This window comes from Bacillus sp. NPDC094064, from assembly GCF_050279585.1.
Taxonomy (GTDB): Bacteria; Bacillota; Bacilli; order Bacillales; family Bacillaceae_G; genus Bacillus_A.
This window is the reverse complement of record NZ_JBNNUI010000006.1, coordinates 155,247-170,890: the sequence shown is the minus strand read 5'-3', so window position 1 is coordinate 170,890 and position 15,644 is coordinate 155,247. Positions and strand designations below refer to the sequence as shown.

The window sequence follows — 15,644 nt, the reverse complement described above, 5'->3', positions numbered from 1 at the left end:
CAACTCAATGAAAAATATATTGTAACTTCATTCAAAAAACGCTAAAATAAGAATAAGAATTTTCTGAATTTTCTAAGAGTAGGTGGTTATATGTCATTATTACGCTCACATATATGCAAATTTTTATTTGGTGTTATTGTTATTTTTGTCATAAGTCCTATTCCAGCTCTTTTTATTACACACAATTACTCTTATCAAAATGGCTTTATTAGCATTTTTCAAAACTTCGCTCACCTTTCTTCTATATCAATTCCAAAGATTGATTGGATGCATGAATCTATCTTTTTCTCAGCAAATCAAATGATACATACTTCGAATCATTCAACACCGTTATTCCCTTACATATGGGAACTATATTTTTTATCAATTGTTCGTTTTACCTTCACTCTTGCAATCGGATTTTTCATAAGTTTAGGTATTGGCCAATTATTTTTTAAAGTACCTAACGCGTTTAAAAAGTTTACTACTATATTGAACTGGATACCTTACTCTTTTTGCACTGTAGTATTACAGTGTTCAGTCTTATTACTACTTTTATACGTCGCACAATTTATAAGCCTTCCTTACTACTCATCTTTTATCATCGTATGTAGTACTTCTATGATTATCGTTATGCAAGCAATAAAAAAATGGATTCCTTTCTTAAATAACACAAATGAATATGACATAAAAACCTCTTCTTTTCTTGTAGATACATTGTTTTTGGCGCTTACTTCGAATCATAAATCTATTTTAGGTTCCATTATTCTTTCATTCATTTTTATGGAATGTGTTTTTCACGCAAGCGGACTATTGCAATTTATCGTTCAATTTGGCGGAAATGCACCCATCATTGTTACAATTGGCTTATTACTACTCTATATCCCATATAGCATACTTTCTTTCCTTCAAACACTTTGGACGACCAACTACTTCAAACAACAATCTTATGCTTTAACGAGAAGTATTTCAAAACCGTAATTTGAAATGACCCTCTATAATCTCCAAGTAGGGGGTTATTCCTTTTGTATAGCGGACAAAATAACAACAAATTCAAAAACTACTACAGAAACATACCAATATTTACCCTTTTTTCTTTGACTATTCTTTTCATTTAGTTTTATTATAAAAGTATAACATAATTGCAGGAGGTGACATCTTTATTCCAAACTTTGGAATGGAGAACACACTTGGACATATTAAACATTTTTCTCATCTTTGTACTTATTCTTATTTCTGGCTTTTTCGTTGCATCAGAATTCGCTGTTGTAAAAGTGCGAAAAAGTCGAATTGATCAGCTTGCAAACGAAGGAAATAAGCAAGCATTGGCTGCAAGGAGCGTTGTATCTAATTTAGACGTGTATTTATCTGCTTGTCAGCTCGGTATTACAATTACATCTTTAGGACTTGGTTGGCTTGGTGAACCGACTGTGGAGCACCTACTGCGACCATTATTCGAAAAAATTAATATTACTGGAACAGTGGCTAACACTTTATCCTTTATTATCGCTTTTAGTGTTATTACATTTTTCCATGTTGTATTAGGAGAATTAGTTCCAAAGTCTTTTGCCATCCAAAAGGCAGAAACCATTGCTTTAAAATTTGCTAAACCACTCATTTGGTTTGATAAAATTATGTATCCGTTCATATGGTTATTAAATAGTACAGCGATATTTTTCACAAAGTTATTCGGTTTAGAACCTGCTAAAGAAAATGAACTTGCCCATTCTGAAGAGGAATTACGACTCATTTTAGGTGAGAGTTTTAAAAGCGGTGAAATAAACCAAACCGAATATAAATATGTAAATAATATTTTTGAATTTGATGACCGCGTTGCGAAAGAAATCATGGTCCCTCGTACTGAAATGATTTGTTTATCTACTGAAAATACGTTAGAGGAAAACATGGATATCGTCGCAACTGAAAAATATACACGTTATCCTATTATTGAAAAAGATAAAGATGATATTATTGGGATGATTAATACGAAAGAAGTATTTCATGATCAAACGAAAGGTATTTATAAACCACTTGAATCTTATATACATCCCGTATTAACTGTATTTGAAACGGTTCCCATTCGCAAAACATTAGTCCATCTTCAAAAGAATCGTGTTCAGATGGCCATCGTTATGGATGAATATGGTGGTACTGCTGGACTTTTAACGATGGAAGATATTCTTGAAGAAATCATTGGGGAAATTCAAGATGAATTTGATGCGGATGAATCACCTATGATTGAAAAGCGTACGCCTAAGCTTACTGTTTTAGATGGAAAAGTACTTATTTCTGAAGTAAATGATATGTTTGGACTGCATATTGATGATAGCGATTTAGATACGATTGGAGGCTGGCTCCTCTCTCAAGCGGTAGATTTAAATATTGAAGCTGGTTATTCCATTGAATATGACGGTTTTCAATTTAAAGCATTAGAACTTGATGGGCATCAAGTTAAAAAAATTGCTGTACATAAATTAGATACGAAAAAGGAGTAGGAGTTATAAAGTGACTGTATTATTAACAATTTGTATCATTGCCTGTTTCATCGTTTCATTTCTCGCCTTTATTTATCCTATTATCCCAGGCATTCTAGCTGTATGGGCTGGATATTTGATTTACCATTTTGGTATAAATGGCGGAGAACTAACGATTTCTTTTTGGATTATTCAAGCGATTTTCACACTATTTATTTTCGTTGCTGATTTTATTGCAAATGGATATTTTCTAAAAAAATATGGAAGTTCAAAGTGGGGCGAACGTGTTGGTATGGTTTCGATCATTGTCGGATCATTCTTCTTCCCACCATTTGGTTTAATTATAATACCGTTCTTATCGGTTTTTATAACAGAGCTAATGCATAAAAAGGCGCCAAAAGACGCCTTTCTAGTAGGAGTTGCTACTGTCGTTGGATTTTTAAGCAGTACCGTAGCCAAAGCCATTCTACAAATCATTATGATTATCATCTTCGTATGTTATATCATCTTCTAACCATCCCACTTTTGGGATGGTTTTTTAATAAGAAATACCTACTCGACTATTCTCGTATATGTTTTTATTACACAAACCCCATGTAAAATGCGCTGTATCACCAACTGTAATTTTCGTGCCACCTTCTGGTAATATATCTTTTTCAGTCCGATATACTCCTGTCACCTCACCATCTATTAAATGGGTCGGACAAACGACAGTCCAACATAAAATACTATTACTAAGTTCCTTATATGCAGCTAGGTGATCTTCTGCTGCTGTAGTCGTTTTCCGCTTTGATTCATTTGATTGGAAACGATATATACTTGGATTTGTTCTTGCTTGTAAAATACCAGCTGTTCCTATTGTAATGATTTTCTTGACGCCTTCTTCTTCCATATGCTTTATAATATTTGGCATACTCTTCGCTAATGTCCCATTTCCATCAGTTCCAAGAGCGCTAATTACTATATCACATCCTTTTATCACTTTCTTTATATCATTTTCGTTTAATACGTTTCCTTCTATAATTTGTAATCTTTCATGCTTTATTTCCACTTTATCCACATCACGAACTAATGCAGTTACTTCTGCTGCATCCTTTAACGCTAATTTTATTACATTTGAACCTACTCGACCTGTTGCTCCCAATATACATACTTTCATTTGTTTCCCCCTCCCTTTCATTCTCTCTCTATTTTTCAATACTCTCACTCAATATACAACAAAAAAGCTTCCTCATATATAAGAGGAAGCTCTATTATTCCTTTATTTCTTTTCTTTATCCTTTTTGTCCTCTTGTTGTGTTGTTGTATCGTCTTCTTTCTTCTTGTCCTCATCTTTACTACAACCTACCATTAATAAAGAACTTGCAAGTGCCATAGCAGTTAATGATTTAACCCATTTGTTCATTTGCGTTTCCTCCCTTTGATAGAATATGTACAATCCCATATTACTCTCTATTTTTAAAGGAGAGATTGACAAATAGTAAATATACGGTAAATATTTGTAAATTTTCTAATACCATAAAAAAACTAAGGCCCTGTCACCTTAGTTTCTTATGCAAATTTTTCATTTTCATATACATGGTTAATTTTATATTCCTTCTTCATAACATATTGCCACACACTATAAGCATAGCGGTTCATTTTCAGGAAACAATTTTCCAAAAATGAGCGGAATTCTGGATTTGCAACTTCAACTGCTACTTGTGCTACCTTTAATGCTAATCGTTTCAAATGAGAAATATAACAAATTGCAATATGAATATCTCCCGTATATTTATTGTCTATTTCCTTTTCTATTTCGGGTAAATGAAACGACATTGGTTCACAAGTTATCCGCTGTACATTCTCCCCTTCTTGAAAATTCACTTGTTCATTATATGCTTGTAACATATACGGTAAATGGTGTTGCAATAAATCCTTTAATTCTTCATCACGGACCCTTCCAGTATACTCCCCTACCTTATAAATTAGCATATAACTATATCTCATTAATTCTTTCATACAGTCCATTTAAACTCCTCCCTTCCCTTTTATTCATATGCTATAAATATGATGCGATTACATTCGCTATTCTTGCTAGAAACCAATCCCAGCTACTTATTTTTTCAAAATCTTCTTCAGAGAATCGTTTTGATTTATGAAAGTCTTCCTTTAATCGACTCCATACGTCAGCAACAACTGTTTTATCATATATGACACAGTTAGATTCACAATTTAAATAAAAACTTCTATTATCAAAATTCGCAGTCCCAATATCGACTATTTCTCCATCAATGATTGTTACTTTCCCGTGAAAAAAACCATTCCGATATTGATAAATCTCAGCTCCAGCATGTAACATGTCTTTCAAATATGGATAGGCAGCTTGTTTTAACAATACGGCATCACTTTTAAACGGAACGAGAATTTTTACATTAACACCACGATGTAATGCATCTTTTAACTCTTTCATCATTTCTTTACTTGGTACAAAATATGGCGTGGCGATAATTAAGGACCGTTTCGCTTTTTTTAATAGTGCACCATACTCTTGCCACAATCCTTTTCCATTTGAAAATATATATTGATATTTCACTTCCCCTGACGCAGGTAACTCTTGATGTATAGGGAACTTGTCTCCCGTATCTTCCTGCCAATCTGCTGCAAATTTCCGTTCCATATCAGTAGCACCATTTCCTTCGATACGCACATGATAGTCACGCCACGGACCAAATTTCGGATTTTGTCCAAGGTACTCCTTTCCGATATTAAAACCACCAACGTAGGATACTTTTCCATCTATCGTAACAATACGTCTATGATTTCGTTGGTGCAACGAATAGAATATATTTTTCAGTTTAGGCTTTTTACTAAATGTAAACTGGACACCACTACTTTTTAATTGACTAATTATCTTTTTCTTCAGCTTATATCCACCTATTCGATCGACTGACAATTTCACCTCTACTCCACTAGATGCTTTTCTCTCGAGTAACTGCAAAAACTCTTGGCTTATTTCATCCTTACTTACAATATAAAAATGGATGTATACATACTTTTCTGCATCGTTTATATCCTTAAATAAGTTCTTATATAACGCTTCACCGTTCGTATATAGTTGAAATTCACCTAATCGAGCTTGTCCTAATTCATATTCACTAGCCATTTCTTTCCCCATTTCCACATCGATGTTCATCCAAATGAATACACCTATTAAAAAAAGGACTACAACGAAAAAGTACTTCATGGATAATTTCCTTTCTCCACTTACTGTTATTCCTATATCTTCCCTTTTTTAATACATTATCATTCAAGAAAATATGTCATTGCATGATATATGTCCATATCAAACAACAGCTCATTTGCATACTGTATGTTGTATCTTAAAATAAAAGGAGGAAATAACAATGGGCTTCGCACATGGTAATGGATTCGCGCTATTAGTCGTATTATTTATCCTCTTAATCATCGTCGGTGCTGCTTGCTTCTGCTAAGTAGTTATTGTCATATGATATGTGGATGAAAAAACTATAAAAGAGGACACCTATTTTTAGGTGTCCTCTTTTCATTTTAAAATTTTCTCGTCAAAAAGTTAGAAGTGTGGCTACTTTCTTACTTTCTGCTTTTCGTATATGACGTTGTTCTGCACGTAATACAGCAATGCGATGCAATTCCTTCTCTTCTTCCGTCTCAGGGATCACACCTGGTACAGGTACTGGATTATTATCTTTACTAAGTGCAACAAAAGTAACAAATGAAGTTGCGGCAATACGCTTCTCGCCTGAAATTAAATTTTCAGCTACTACCTTCACGAATACTTCCATTGAAGTTCTTCCCGTCCAAATAACGAAAGATTCATAACTTACACAATCTGAAGAACGAACAGGATGTAAGAAATCGACCCAATCCATAGATGCTGTGACGCATTCTTTTCTTGCATGTCTCGTTGCTGAAATGGAAGCAACCATATCCATCTCCGCTAATATCTTTCCACCAAATAGCGTATTATGATCATTTAAATCTGTTGGAAATACTCGGCTCGTTTTAAACACTCTTGATTCATTAGCTGTTTTTCCCTTAACTCCTGTCACTGTTTTCACCCCTTTAATTATTTATCCATAAATACTGCGTCATGTGAACTACACGTTTAATATTAGCAATCTTTAGAACTTTTAGTCCATAAAAAAGAACCGATTTTATTAATCGGCTCCTCTAAATACGTATTGTTCTTTCGGCTGCTCAACTTTATTCCATTTCGTTACTTCTAAAACAGGAATATTCGCATGGAATGGTTGATAAAATTCAGTTGATATTTCTCCTTCAACTTGAATCCAATCATCATTTTTCCATTCTACCCCTTCTGGCTTTTTCACTAACATACCATATACACCAGAATCCGCTACACAGTGTATAATACCGAAACGGAATATAAAGTATTGTTCTTTCTTAGAAGAATCATCGCGGAAAACAAACCCTTTAAAAGATAATTTTTTCCCTGTAAACTCGCCAGGATAATTATAAATTGTCTCCATACCTTTTAAGAAATCTTCATCATTTAATGCAATATTATCTTTCGTAACAAACTCTTTCTTCCCTTTTTCCATTACACCACGATAGCCTTCTTTTCCGTAATAAATACTTGTATCAGGTCTTAAAAATTGCCTTGTCATAAATGGATCTTTACTTTCTGCCTGTGCTACTGGAAAATGAAAGCCCTTCGCTTTAACAATATCCGAATCTAATGTCGCAATCGGGAAAAATAATCCTGAAATAATTGGGAAACAGAACAAAGTGTAAGAAAACGTTCGTTTCCACCATGTATTTTCATCTTTTGAATGATCATGCCCACAATGGCTATGATCACATCCACAATTGTGCTGTTCTTTCTCCTTTTGATGCTCTTTCTGAAAAACGATAATAATTTGTACAATCGTTAAAAATCCTAAAATAATAGCCGCTGTTTTTGATAAATAAGCATACTTCATATTAATATACTTCGTAATATTACCAGAAATATGAAGCTGTGCAATTAATATTGTAAAACCTAATAATATATATGCTCGAAACATAACCTACCACCCCATCGCATAAATGAGTAGTGAGCTTGCATAAACAACAAGTGTAACTGTAACAGTAACGACAATTACAAATTTCGTTTTAAATGTCGCAAGCATCATAAACATATTTTTAATATCCACCATCGGCCCATAAACGAGGAACGCGACAAGTGATGCCGTTGAAAATGTACTTTGGAATGACGAAGCAATAAATGCATCCGCTTCTGAACAAAGTGATAAAATGAAAGCAAGTCCCATCATAACAGCTGATGAAGAAAACGGTCCTTGTCCAATAGCAAGAAGTGTTGAAGTTTGTACGAACGTTTGAACTGCAGCAGCAATTAACGCACCTAACACTAAATATTTTCCCATTGAGAAGAACTCCTCAACAGCGTGTGTACATACATCCCACATTTTTTTACGTAATGGACGCTTATGGTTCACTTCTGGGAAGTAATCATCTCTTAATTGATGTTCTTTAAACATGAATGACAATATAATACCTACGACAATTGCTACAATAATCGCTACAATAGAACGATACCATACCATGTGCATACTACTTCCAAAGGCAACATATGTTGCAAATAATACAACTGGATTAATAATCGGTCCAGTTAACATAAATGCAATCCCGGCGTAGGGTGGAACGCCTTTTCCAATTAATCGCCTTACAATCGGAACAATTCCACATTCACAGCCTGGAAACATCATGCCTAAAAAAGTAGCTAATAAAACAGACAGAAATCGGTTCTTCGGCATCCATTTTGCCACCATATCTTCTGTCACAAACATTTGAATGAATCCTGAAATAAATACACCAATTAGCACAAATGGAAGTGCCTCGATTAATATTGAGATAAAGATTGTATTCATTTGCAGGAATGCTTTCGGTAATTGAAACAACTCCATGATGTATTTCCCCCAACTTTTCGTTAACAATATGTAATTTTAACCTTATTTTATTATTTGAACAAGACTTATATGGAATTCATAACCATAATACACATTACATTTTACAATTTATATTCTATTTCAAAACTGAGATTTTATAACAAAGAAAGCTGCTCTAGCATAGTTTTATGACTTTGCTAGAGCAGCTTTCTTATCTTTAAAAGTAACGTTTCTTCCAAAAAACAAATGCTAATGTGAGAGATAGTGTTACACATATTATGAGTACAATGACAAAACCATGGGCTTCACCTTCAAATGGAACCTTTACATTCATTCCGAAGAAACTAGAAACCATCGTTGGTAATGATAAAATGATTGTAATAGACGTTAACAGTTTCATAACACTATTTAAATTATTTGATATAACGGAGCTAAAAGTATTCATCATTCCACTTAAAATGTGACTATATATTTCCGCCATTTCAATGGCCTGCTTATTTTCAATTAATACATCTTCTAATAAATCTTGATCGTCTTCATACATTTTTAAAAATGTACTGTTACGCATTAATTTTTGAATTACAATTTTATTTGCTTTTAATGACGTTGTAAAGTAAACTAAACTTTTTTCAAGGCCTAACAATGTGAAAATCTCTTTATTTTTCATCGATTTATTTAATTGGTGCTCTAAATCAATTGTTTTTCGATTAATTTGCTTTAAGTATCTTAAATAATAAGTAGAAATTGTATATAAGAGCTGAAGTGCAAAGCGTGTCTTTTTAAACGTATAAAATTCTTTAATACGTTGGTTAATAAAACGTTCAAAAATTGGATTTTCTTCTAAGCAAATTGTAACAAAACAATCTGGCATTACAATCATACCTATTGGAATCGTGTCATAAATCGAATTTCCTTCTTCATCATGTCTAACTGTCGGAATATCCACGATAATTAAAGTATTACTGTCTTCCTTTTCAATACGAGAGCGTTCTTCATCATCCAAAGGGTCTTTAATGAAATCTAAGTCTACATTTAAAGTTTGTACTAGATATTGAATTTCTTCTTCCGTTGGATGAAGTACATTAATCCAGCAACCCTTTTGCATTTCCTCAATCTCTTGTAGTTTTCCGTTTCGGTCTGTTAAATACATATTTAACATACTATCACCCCGATTCTTTTTACATGTGGGAATCTACCTCACTTAAACAACAGTTTTTGAACCACCATGTTCAGCATATGAAACATACGTTTAAATTTCAATAGAAAAATTATTTTGAAAACGTTTTTATAAAAAAAAATTTATAAACATAGAAAAAGACAGAGTGTTCTCTGCCTTAAAAAGCTTATGTTGCCTTTATAACATATTTAGAAAGCATCCACAAGTTAAAGCCAACTGAAATCGTATAGCCAGCGTATGTTGAAATGATAAAACTTACATAATCAAAATATGGAAGCAGCACAATATTTAAAACTATCTTCACAATAAGTCCAATACCTAATCCTAGCACTGTTTTCTGTTGTTGATTGATTCCTTGTAACATAGCAGCCGTTACTGTAAAGAGAGAAAATAGTATACAAGCAGGAGCATAATACTGCAGAATAATTCTCCCCATCTCCGGATCATTTCCTGCACCAAATAAAAGAGTATATACTGGCTTTGCTAACACCATCATCCCAATTGCCGCTGGTACCGTAATCCCTACTACTAATACATTCGTCCTCGTGAAATGTTTGTACAACAACTTGGCATTCCCCACTGTATAAGCTTTCGTCATCTCTGGTACGAGAGACATACTAAAAGCAGTCGCAACAGAAACTGGAATGAGCACAACCATTTGAACTAAGCCGATAATCGCATTAATTTTTTCTGCTTCTCCTTGCATATATCCGATTTGTATGAGTAGTTTATTAATTGTAAATGTATCAATCGTCTGATACAGCGGAATCGCTAAACCAACTACAACAAACGGTATTGAATATGTAAAGAGCTCCTTATACAACGAGAAAAAAGATTTCGTTGTTTGCGGTATACTTGCCATCTCTTTTTTCTTTAAGTGCCTTCTTCTTTTTATATAATACGCACTTAATACACTTAACCCGCCTATAGCCCCCATAAATGCACCAAACGTGGAAATACCAACTGCTAATGAAACAGAAGCTTTTAACACATATAAAACGACAAAGCTTCCTATCAAAATGGTTAAAACTCGAAAAAATTGCTCTACAACTACACTGAGCGCAGAAGGTCCCATCGATTGAAATCCTTGAAAGAATCCCCTTAATAAGCTCATTACTGGTACAAGTATTAATGCAAAACTTACAATTTGAATGTTATGAGTTACAGCCGTTACACTATTCCCTGTTTGATCATTTCCATCAATCACAAGTTCAGCTAAATGTGGAGCTAACAAATAAAGTGTAAAACATGAGATAACTCCCATTAAAAGCATAAAAACAATACCACTCTTTAACACTCTTTTAACCGTATGATAGTCATTCAGTTGATCGTATTTTGATACCATCTTTGAAACAGCGAGTGGTAATCCCATCGTTGCAATACTAAGCATAATAGTATAAGGACGATATGCATATGTGTATAACACATACCCACTCGTACCGACCATAGCTGTAAATGGTATAACATATATAAACCCTAACATTTTAGATATCATCGTTGCCATCGTTAAAAATATCGTTCCACGTATAAACGGCGATCCTTTCATCACATTCCCCCGCTACGTCTTATTATTACACATTATGGACAACTCTCTTTTTTTAGAACCGAAACAATAAAAAAAGCCAATGAAAGATCATTGACTTTAATGAGTTGTTTTTTTCTTTTTCAAAAGCTTTAAACCGAAGTAAAGAGCAATAAAGAAAACCGCACCTATAATTATGTAATGTGTGTAATCAGATGCATACTCTTTAATATGTCTCCAATTTCCACCAAGCTTTTCTCCTAAGTATATAAAAAGAATTGACCATGGAATAATCGCTACTACTGTATACAGTGTAAAGAGTTTTAACGGCATCTTAGCTAATCCAGCTGGAATAGAAATCGCATGGCGTACAACCGGAATGAAACGTGCAGAAAATATTACTCCCGCTCCGTAACGTTTAAACCAATTTTCTGCTATGTCTAAATGACGTTTATTAATAAGCAAATATTTCCCATATTTCTCTACAACCGGACGTCCTCCGTAGTACCCGAGCCAATATAAAAAGATTTGAGCTAAAGTACCGCCGATGGTTCCAGCAATTACTGCACCAACAAAGCTAATTTTACCATTTGCTACTAAAAAACCAGCATAAGAAAGTACAATTTCACTTGGGATAACCTCAACCATTAAAGCTAGAGCTACTCCAAAGTAACCTAAACTTGCAAAAAATTGCAATAACTGATCTATTATGTTTGCTAACATGTTCTTTTCTATCTCCTTTTTCTTCACATATCATCCCATTATCACATAAAGGTTGCAATCTGCCAATATCTTCATTACAACAATATGATATGTATCGCAACACTAATCTATTAGTTTTTCTTTCTGTGGGTCTTTCATGTAGGCAAACATTTCTTTAATTTGCTCTTCAGTATTTCTAGCAATTGATAAATTCGGTATTTCATCCTCACCAAAAAACTCTATTTCTTCTGTTTCAATGCTAGTCTTCTTTTCTCCTCCTACAATCTCACATCCAATGAAAATCTTATATACATGCGTTGCTGATGGGGATGGATGATGTTTTTCTTTATCAAATATAGCTAACAGCTTAAAATAATCTACTTTATAACCTGTCTCTTCGAAAACCTCTTTCGCTGCAACTTCTGTTGGCGTATAACCGACATCGGCCCATCCACCTGGTAATGCCCATTTTCCATCACTTTTTTCTTTCACAAATAGTAGTTTTTCATTTTGGAAAATAACCGCTCTTATATCAACTTTAGGTGTTTGATAGCCTGTCTCACTTGCAAATAATTTCTCAACAACTTCCCAATCTGTTTTTGTGTAATGTGACATTATAGAAGTTGAAATATCTCTTAATTGTTGGAAACGCTCTATATCATACACATCCTTAGAATACGTTAACCCAGCCTGTGCTATAGATTGTATTTGCTTTACCCAATCAATCCATTTAATCGTCATCTCTACACAACTCCATTCTTTATCAACGATTTCACTTTTTATTGATACCTCTTTATTATACAAAAAAAGAGATTGATAATGTTTCAATCTCTTCAAAATTAATCCAATTCATGTAAGTGGTCTTGTATATACTTTCTTCTTTTATTTATATATTCATAAATCATATTAGCCTCTTGGTCAAATGTTTCGATTTTTCCCTTCATATATGGATCTTGTAGTAAATATGGACGAATCGATTCACACATTTCTTCTACTTTCGGCCTCATAAAAGAAATTGTAAATTGCTCTTCTAATATTTCTTTTAAAATATTTCGATATTGTTTTCGAATTACAGGTATATCTAACAATCTTGCACTTAACGTGTTGTATCCTTGAATTCTAATATACTCATGATTAAGCGGTCTCCCTTGTACATCGCGTCCCCAAGTCGCATCATAATCCCACGGTATGACTTCAAATAAATTTGTTTCATCGTTATGATATAGTGCATAGTTATGAACAAAACCATCAAAGTTTTGTGTAAAAATAACTCCAGCTAACCACCGTAAATATTTGTCTACATGTAGAAACTTCCCAATTTCTTTTTCATAAGCTTCCCTCGTCAATGTATTCGCTTGAAATACAAATTCACTCAATTGTTCTTCACTATTTTCATTTGAATATTTAAATTCATAACCTGCAAAAAGCTCTGTCTTAACATCTTTATCCCTCTCACTCATTAAAGAAAAATTCGCATCATCATCTATCGCATAATAAATAGAACCACTCGGTAATCCTCTATTTTTTAAAAAGTTTTCATCAACTGATTCTAACTGTAAATATACGCCTTGAATTTGACCATTAATTTTTATAAATACATGTTGTGACTTTGGTGAAAGTACACCAATATCATGAAAAAAATCTAAAGATAATTTATTTCGTATGAGAGACGGATCCATAAACTCAGAATTTAAATGAAACTCCTTCGCACCTTGAAATTTTTTCGGCTTATAAAACATAACATGATAAGACTTTTTCTCAAATTCACGAATATGAGCACCCCGATATACGATATCAATATCATACTTCTTTTTTCTATAAGTTAATTTTGCCGGCACTGGACTATCTGACCAAATGTCTTTTTTCAATTCCACTAAGTACATTGGATGAATAAACAAATCATAGGAAGGTAACATATTCTCTCATCCCTTCTCAGTTCTCTTCATTCAATGTATGCACCTCGTCTTGTCCATACATCCGCTATTATCTATTTATATAAAATTGCACTCTTGTCCTGTTCAGAAAGATGCCCACATACATATCCTGTTAAGGAAAAAGAATACCTTTTCAATTAAATACATGATAAGGAGGATTTCTATGAAACGTGATATTAGAAAAGCTGTTGAAGAAATCAAAAGTGCAGGGATGGAGGATTTCTTACATCAAGATCCAAGTACTTTTGAGTGCGATGATGATTGCTCTTCAAAAATAGAATGTAGCGAAGATTGTAAATGCCCAAGAACAAGATGTACTCGCGTGAAACATTGTACATTTGTTACAAAATGTACTCATGTTAAAAAATGGACATTCGTTACGAAATGTACTCGAGTACGCGTTCAAAAATGGACATTCGTTACGAAAGTGACACGTAGAAAAGAATGCGTGTTAGTTACAAAAGTTACGCGCAGAAAACATTGTACATTCGTTACAAAATGTGTGCGCTTTGAAAAGAAATTTTATTGGACAAAACGATGTTACTGTAAAAAGTGCGAATTCTTCCCTCATGGACACGGTGGCTCTTGTGATGATTCGTGCGATGATGGAAAGAAATGGCATGATTGCAAAGACGATGGACATAAGTTCCCATCTTGCAAAAACAAGAAATTCGATCACTTCTGGTATAAAAAACGTAATTGCTAGTTTTTTATACCCACAAAAAAAAGGCCGTTTTGCGGCCTTTTTTACTTTTCTTGAAAATGACTTATATCTGCAAATTGTTTTACTTCACCACAATCGTCATCAAACTCAATTACACTAAGACTAGCGCTGTGCATGAATGGATCATCCCATACATTTGCAATTTCAATACCCGCAAAATGTCCTACAAGTAGTTTTGCCGCTGCCGCATGAGAAACAATTAATATACTTTCTCCTTTATGCTTTTCTAATAGAAGCTGTATCCCTTCAATAACTCTTTTATAAACAGACCCAAAATTTTCTCCTGATGTTGACTGAAAAAGATGTGGCTCATTCCAAAATAAATTTACTTCTTCTGGGTATTGTTTTTCTATATCCGCGATTGTCTGTCCTTCCCATATACCCATGTTAATTTCATAGAAATGCTCATCCGCGATTATCGGTATATCACGTTCACCCTTTATTAACTCTGCAGTATGAAGGGTTCTTTCACTCGGACTACTATAGATCGCATGGATTGATAAATCTTTCATTCGATCCCCCAATTGTTTCGCTTGTAACATACCATTTTCAGTTAACGCTGAATTTTGTCGTCCTTGCATGCGCTTCGCTACATTCCATTCTGTTTCACCATGCCTTGTTACATATACCGTTGTTTTCATTCCCAATTCCCCCCTACTAGTTTGGCCGCAATTCCCACGGTTCCACTCTTCCTACAATCCATTCCGTACACTTACTTTCAATACCTTTTATAACCCCTTCAGCTATTTCTTCATGAGTAAGCCATCTTCCGTATGTATCTTCTAATATAAAACCTAATATTATTCTATGATAGTTACATCGCGTACCTCCTATTTTTTGTTTGGTCATGCGCGACGCTTTACTACCTAAAATATGAAAAACACTGTATGTTTTAGACCATAAGTCTAATTCCCCACAAATGAGTGATAACGCATCCTTCGCACTTGAGTGTATCCATGCAACAACTAACGTTATTGGGCCATTCCTCTCCATTGTGCTTTTAATAGCTAGCTTTACATCGTCATCATTATGATAATCTAACGATAAGCATGTGATACTTTCTGGTGTAGCACTCTCCCGCTTAACATTTTCTAATTTCACTTTATCTCTTCCAATAATAGAAACATGAAACCCTTGCTCACAAAACCACACAGAAACTCTCTTTAGCATTCCTGTTCCACCAATTACTAGCGCATGCAAAT

19 protein-coding genes are annotated in these 15,644 nt (G+C 33.9%); 5 read left to right on the top strand and 14 right to left on the bottom strand.

Annotated features, from left to right (window positions below):
- Positions 1 to 90 precede the first annotated feature (90 nt).
- The 3 genes from ACQKNI_RS15535 to ACQKNI_RS15525 all read left to right on the top strand — a co-directional run bounded on the left by ACQKNI_RS15535 (position 91) and on the right by ACQKNI_RS15525 (position 2,967).
- A complete protein-coding gene (locus ACQKNI_RS15535; RefSeq protein ID WP_088230498.1) occupies positions 91 to 960 on the top strand; it encodes a hypothetical protein in 870 nt (289 codons plus the stop codon).
- Between the two features lie 209 nt (positions 961 to 1,169).
- Positions 1,170 to 2,474: a hemolysin family protein gene (locus tag ACQKNI_RS15530; RefSeq protein WP_088230499.1), complete on the top strand. Its 1,305-nt coding sequence runs from the start codon at positions 1,170 to 1,172 to the stop codon at positions 2,472 to 2,474.
- A 10-nt stretch (positions 2,475 to 2,484) separates the two neighbouring features.
- Positions 2,485 to 2,967 carry a DUF456 domain-containing protein gene (locus tag ACQKNI_RS15525; protein ID WP_088230500.1) on the top strand — a complete coding sequence of 161 codons (483 nt, stop codon included), beginning with the start codon at positions 2,485 to 2,487 and terminating at the stop codon, positions 2,965 to 2,967.
- A 24-nt stretch (positions 2,968 to 2,991) separates the two neighbouring features.
- Here the strand turns inward: ACQKNI_RS15525 and ACQKNI_RS15520 are convergent, their stop codons facing one another.
- The 4 genes from ACQKNI_RS15520 to cls form a co-directional block, all read right to left on the bottom strand.
- Entirely contained in the window at positions 2,992 to 3,612 is a 621-nt protein-coding gene (locus tag ACQKNI_RS15520) for an NAD(P)-dependent oxidoreductase (protein WP_088230501.1), read from the bottom strand.
- Between the two features lie 102 nt (positions 3,613 to 3,714).
- The gene (locus ACQKNI_RS15515; protein ID WP_088230502.1) at positions 3,715 to 3,858 is read right to left on the bottom strand and encodes a hypothetical protein; all 144 of its coding nucleotides are present in this window, start codon (positions 3,856 to 3,858) and stop codon (positions 3,715 to 3,717) included.
- A 146-nt stretch (positions 3,859 to 4,004) separates the two neighbouring features.
- Positions 4,005 to 4,463: a spore coat protein gene (locus ACQKNI_RS15510; RefSeq protein ID WP_088230503.1), complete on the bottom strand. Its 459-nt coding sequence runs from the start codon at positions 4,461 to 4,463 to the stop codon at positions 4,005 to 4,007.
- Between the two features lie 31 nt (positions 4,464 to 4,494).
- On the bottom strand, positions 4,495 to 5,679 hold the full coding sequence (cls, locus tag ACQKNI_RS15505; protein WP_140417340.1) for a cardiolipin synthase: 1,185 nt from the start codon (positions 5,677 to 5,679) through the stop codon (positions 4,495 to 4,497).
- 160 nt (positions 5,680 to 5,839) lie between these two features.
- Between cls and ACQKNI_RS15500 the strand changes: the two genes are divergently transcribed.
- A complete protein-coding gene (locus tag ACQKNI_RS15500; protein WP_000505094.1) occupies positions 5,840 to 5,926 on the top strand; it encodes a YjcZ family sporulation protein in 87 nt (28 codons plus the stop codon).
- Positions 5,927 to 6,016: 90 nt separating this feature from the next.
- On the opposite strand, the gene ACQKNI_RS15495 is transcribed toward ACQKNI_RS15500, so the two are convergent.
- The 8 genes from ACQKNI_RS15495 to cotH all read right to left on the bottom strand — a co-directional run bounded on the left by ACQKNI_RS15495 (position 6,017) and on the right by cotH (position 13,700).
- Complete coding sequence (locus tag ACQKNI_RS15495; protein WP_140417341.1) at positions 6,017 to 6,523, bottom strand: acyl-CoA thioesterase; 507 nt, start codon at positions 6,521 to 6,523, stop codon at positions 6,017 to 6,019.
- Positions 6,524 to 6,631: 108 nt separating this feature from the next.
- On the bottom strand, positions 6,632 to 7,501 hold the full coding sequence (locus tag ACQKNI_RS15490) for a TIGR03943 family putative permease subunit (protein ID WP_088230505.1): 870 nt from the start codon (positions 7,499 to 7,501) through the stop codon (positions 6,632 to 6,634).
- 3 nt (positions 7,502 to 7,504) lie between these two features.
- Positions 7,505 to 8,401, bottom strand: a complete 897-nt coding sequence (locus tag ACQKNI_RS15485; RefSeq protein WP_088230506.1) for a permease — start codon at positions 8,399 to 8,401, stop codon at positions 7,505 to 7,507.
- 199 nt (positions 8,402 to 8,600) lie between these two features.
- Positions 8,601 to 9,542: a magnesium transporter CorA family protein gene (locus ACQKNI_RS15480; RefSeq protein ID WP_088230507.1), complete on the bottom strand. Its 942-nt coding sequence runs from the start codon at positions 9,540 to 9,542 to the stop codon at positions 8,601 to 8,603.
- A gap of 184 nt (positions 9,543 to 9,726) precedes the next feature.
- On the bottom strand, positions 9,727 to 11,106 hold the full coding sequence (locus ACQKNI_RS15475) for a putative polysaccharide biosynthesis protein (RefSeq protein WP_088230508.1): 1,380 nt from the start codon (positions 11,104 to 11,106) through the stop codon (positions 9,727 to 9,729).
- 96 nt (positions 11,107 to 11,202) lie between these two features.
- Positions 11,203 to 11,805, bottom strand: coding sequence for a DedA family protein (locus ACQKNI_RS15470; RefSeq protein ID WP_088230509.1), 603 nt, complete (start codon positions 11,803 to 11,805; stop codon positions 11,203 to 11,205).
- 102 nt (positions 11,806 to 11,907) lie between these two features.
- Positions 11,908 to 12,525: an NUDIX hydrolase N-terminal domain-containing protein gene (locus ACQKNI_RS15465; RefSeq protein WP_088230510.1), complete on the bottom strand. Its 618-nt coding sequence runs from the start codon at positions 12,523 to 12,525 to the stop codon at positions 11,908 to 11,910.
- Between the two features lie 98 nt (positions 12,526 to 12,623).
- Complete coding sequence (gene cotH, locus ACQKNI_RS15460; protein ID WP_088230511.1) at positions 12,624 to 13,700, bottom strand: spore coat protein CotH; 1,077 nt, start codon at positions 13,698 to 13,700, stop codon at positions 12,624 to 12,626.
- 181 nt (positions 13,701 to 13,881) lie between these two features.
- Here cotH and exsB point away from each other — a divergent pair, with 181 nt between their 5' ends.
- Complete coding sequence (exsB, locus tag ACQKNI_RS15455; protein ID WP_088230512.1) at positions 13,882 to 14,424, top strand: exosporium protein ExsB; 543 nt, start codon at positions 13,882 to 13,884, stop codon at positions 14,422 to 14,424.
- Between the two features lie 41 nt (positions 14,425 to 14,465).
- Here exsB and ACQKNI_RS15450 read toward each other — a convergent pair whose 3' ends face one another.
- Both ACQKNI_RS15450 and ACQKNI_RS15445 read right to left on the bottom strand, forming a co-directional pair.
- On the bottom strand, positions 14,466 to 15,083 hold the full coding sequence (locus tag ACQKNI_RS15450; RefSeq protein ID WP_088230513.1) for a phosphoserine phosphatase 1: 618 nt from the start codon (positions 15,081 to 15,083) through the stop codon (positions 14,466 to 14,468).
- Between the two features lie 16 nt (positions 15,084 to 15,099).
- Complete coding sequence (locus tag ACQKNI_RS15445; RefSeq protein ID WP_427282488.1) at positions 15,100 to 15,642, bottom strand: short-chain dehydrogenase; 543 nt, start codon at positions 15,640 to 15,642, stop codon at positions 15,100 to 15,102.
- Between the last annotated feature and the right edge of the window lie 2 nt (positions 15,643 to 15,644).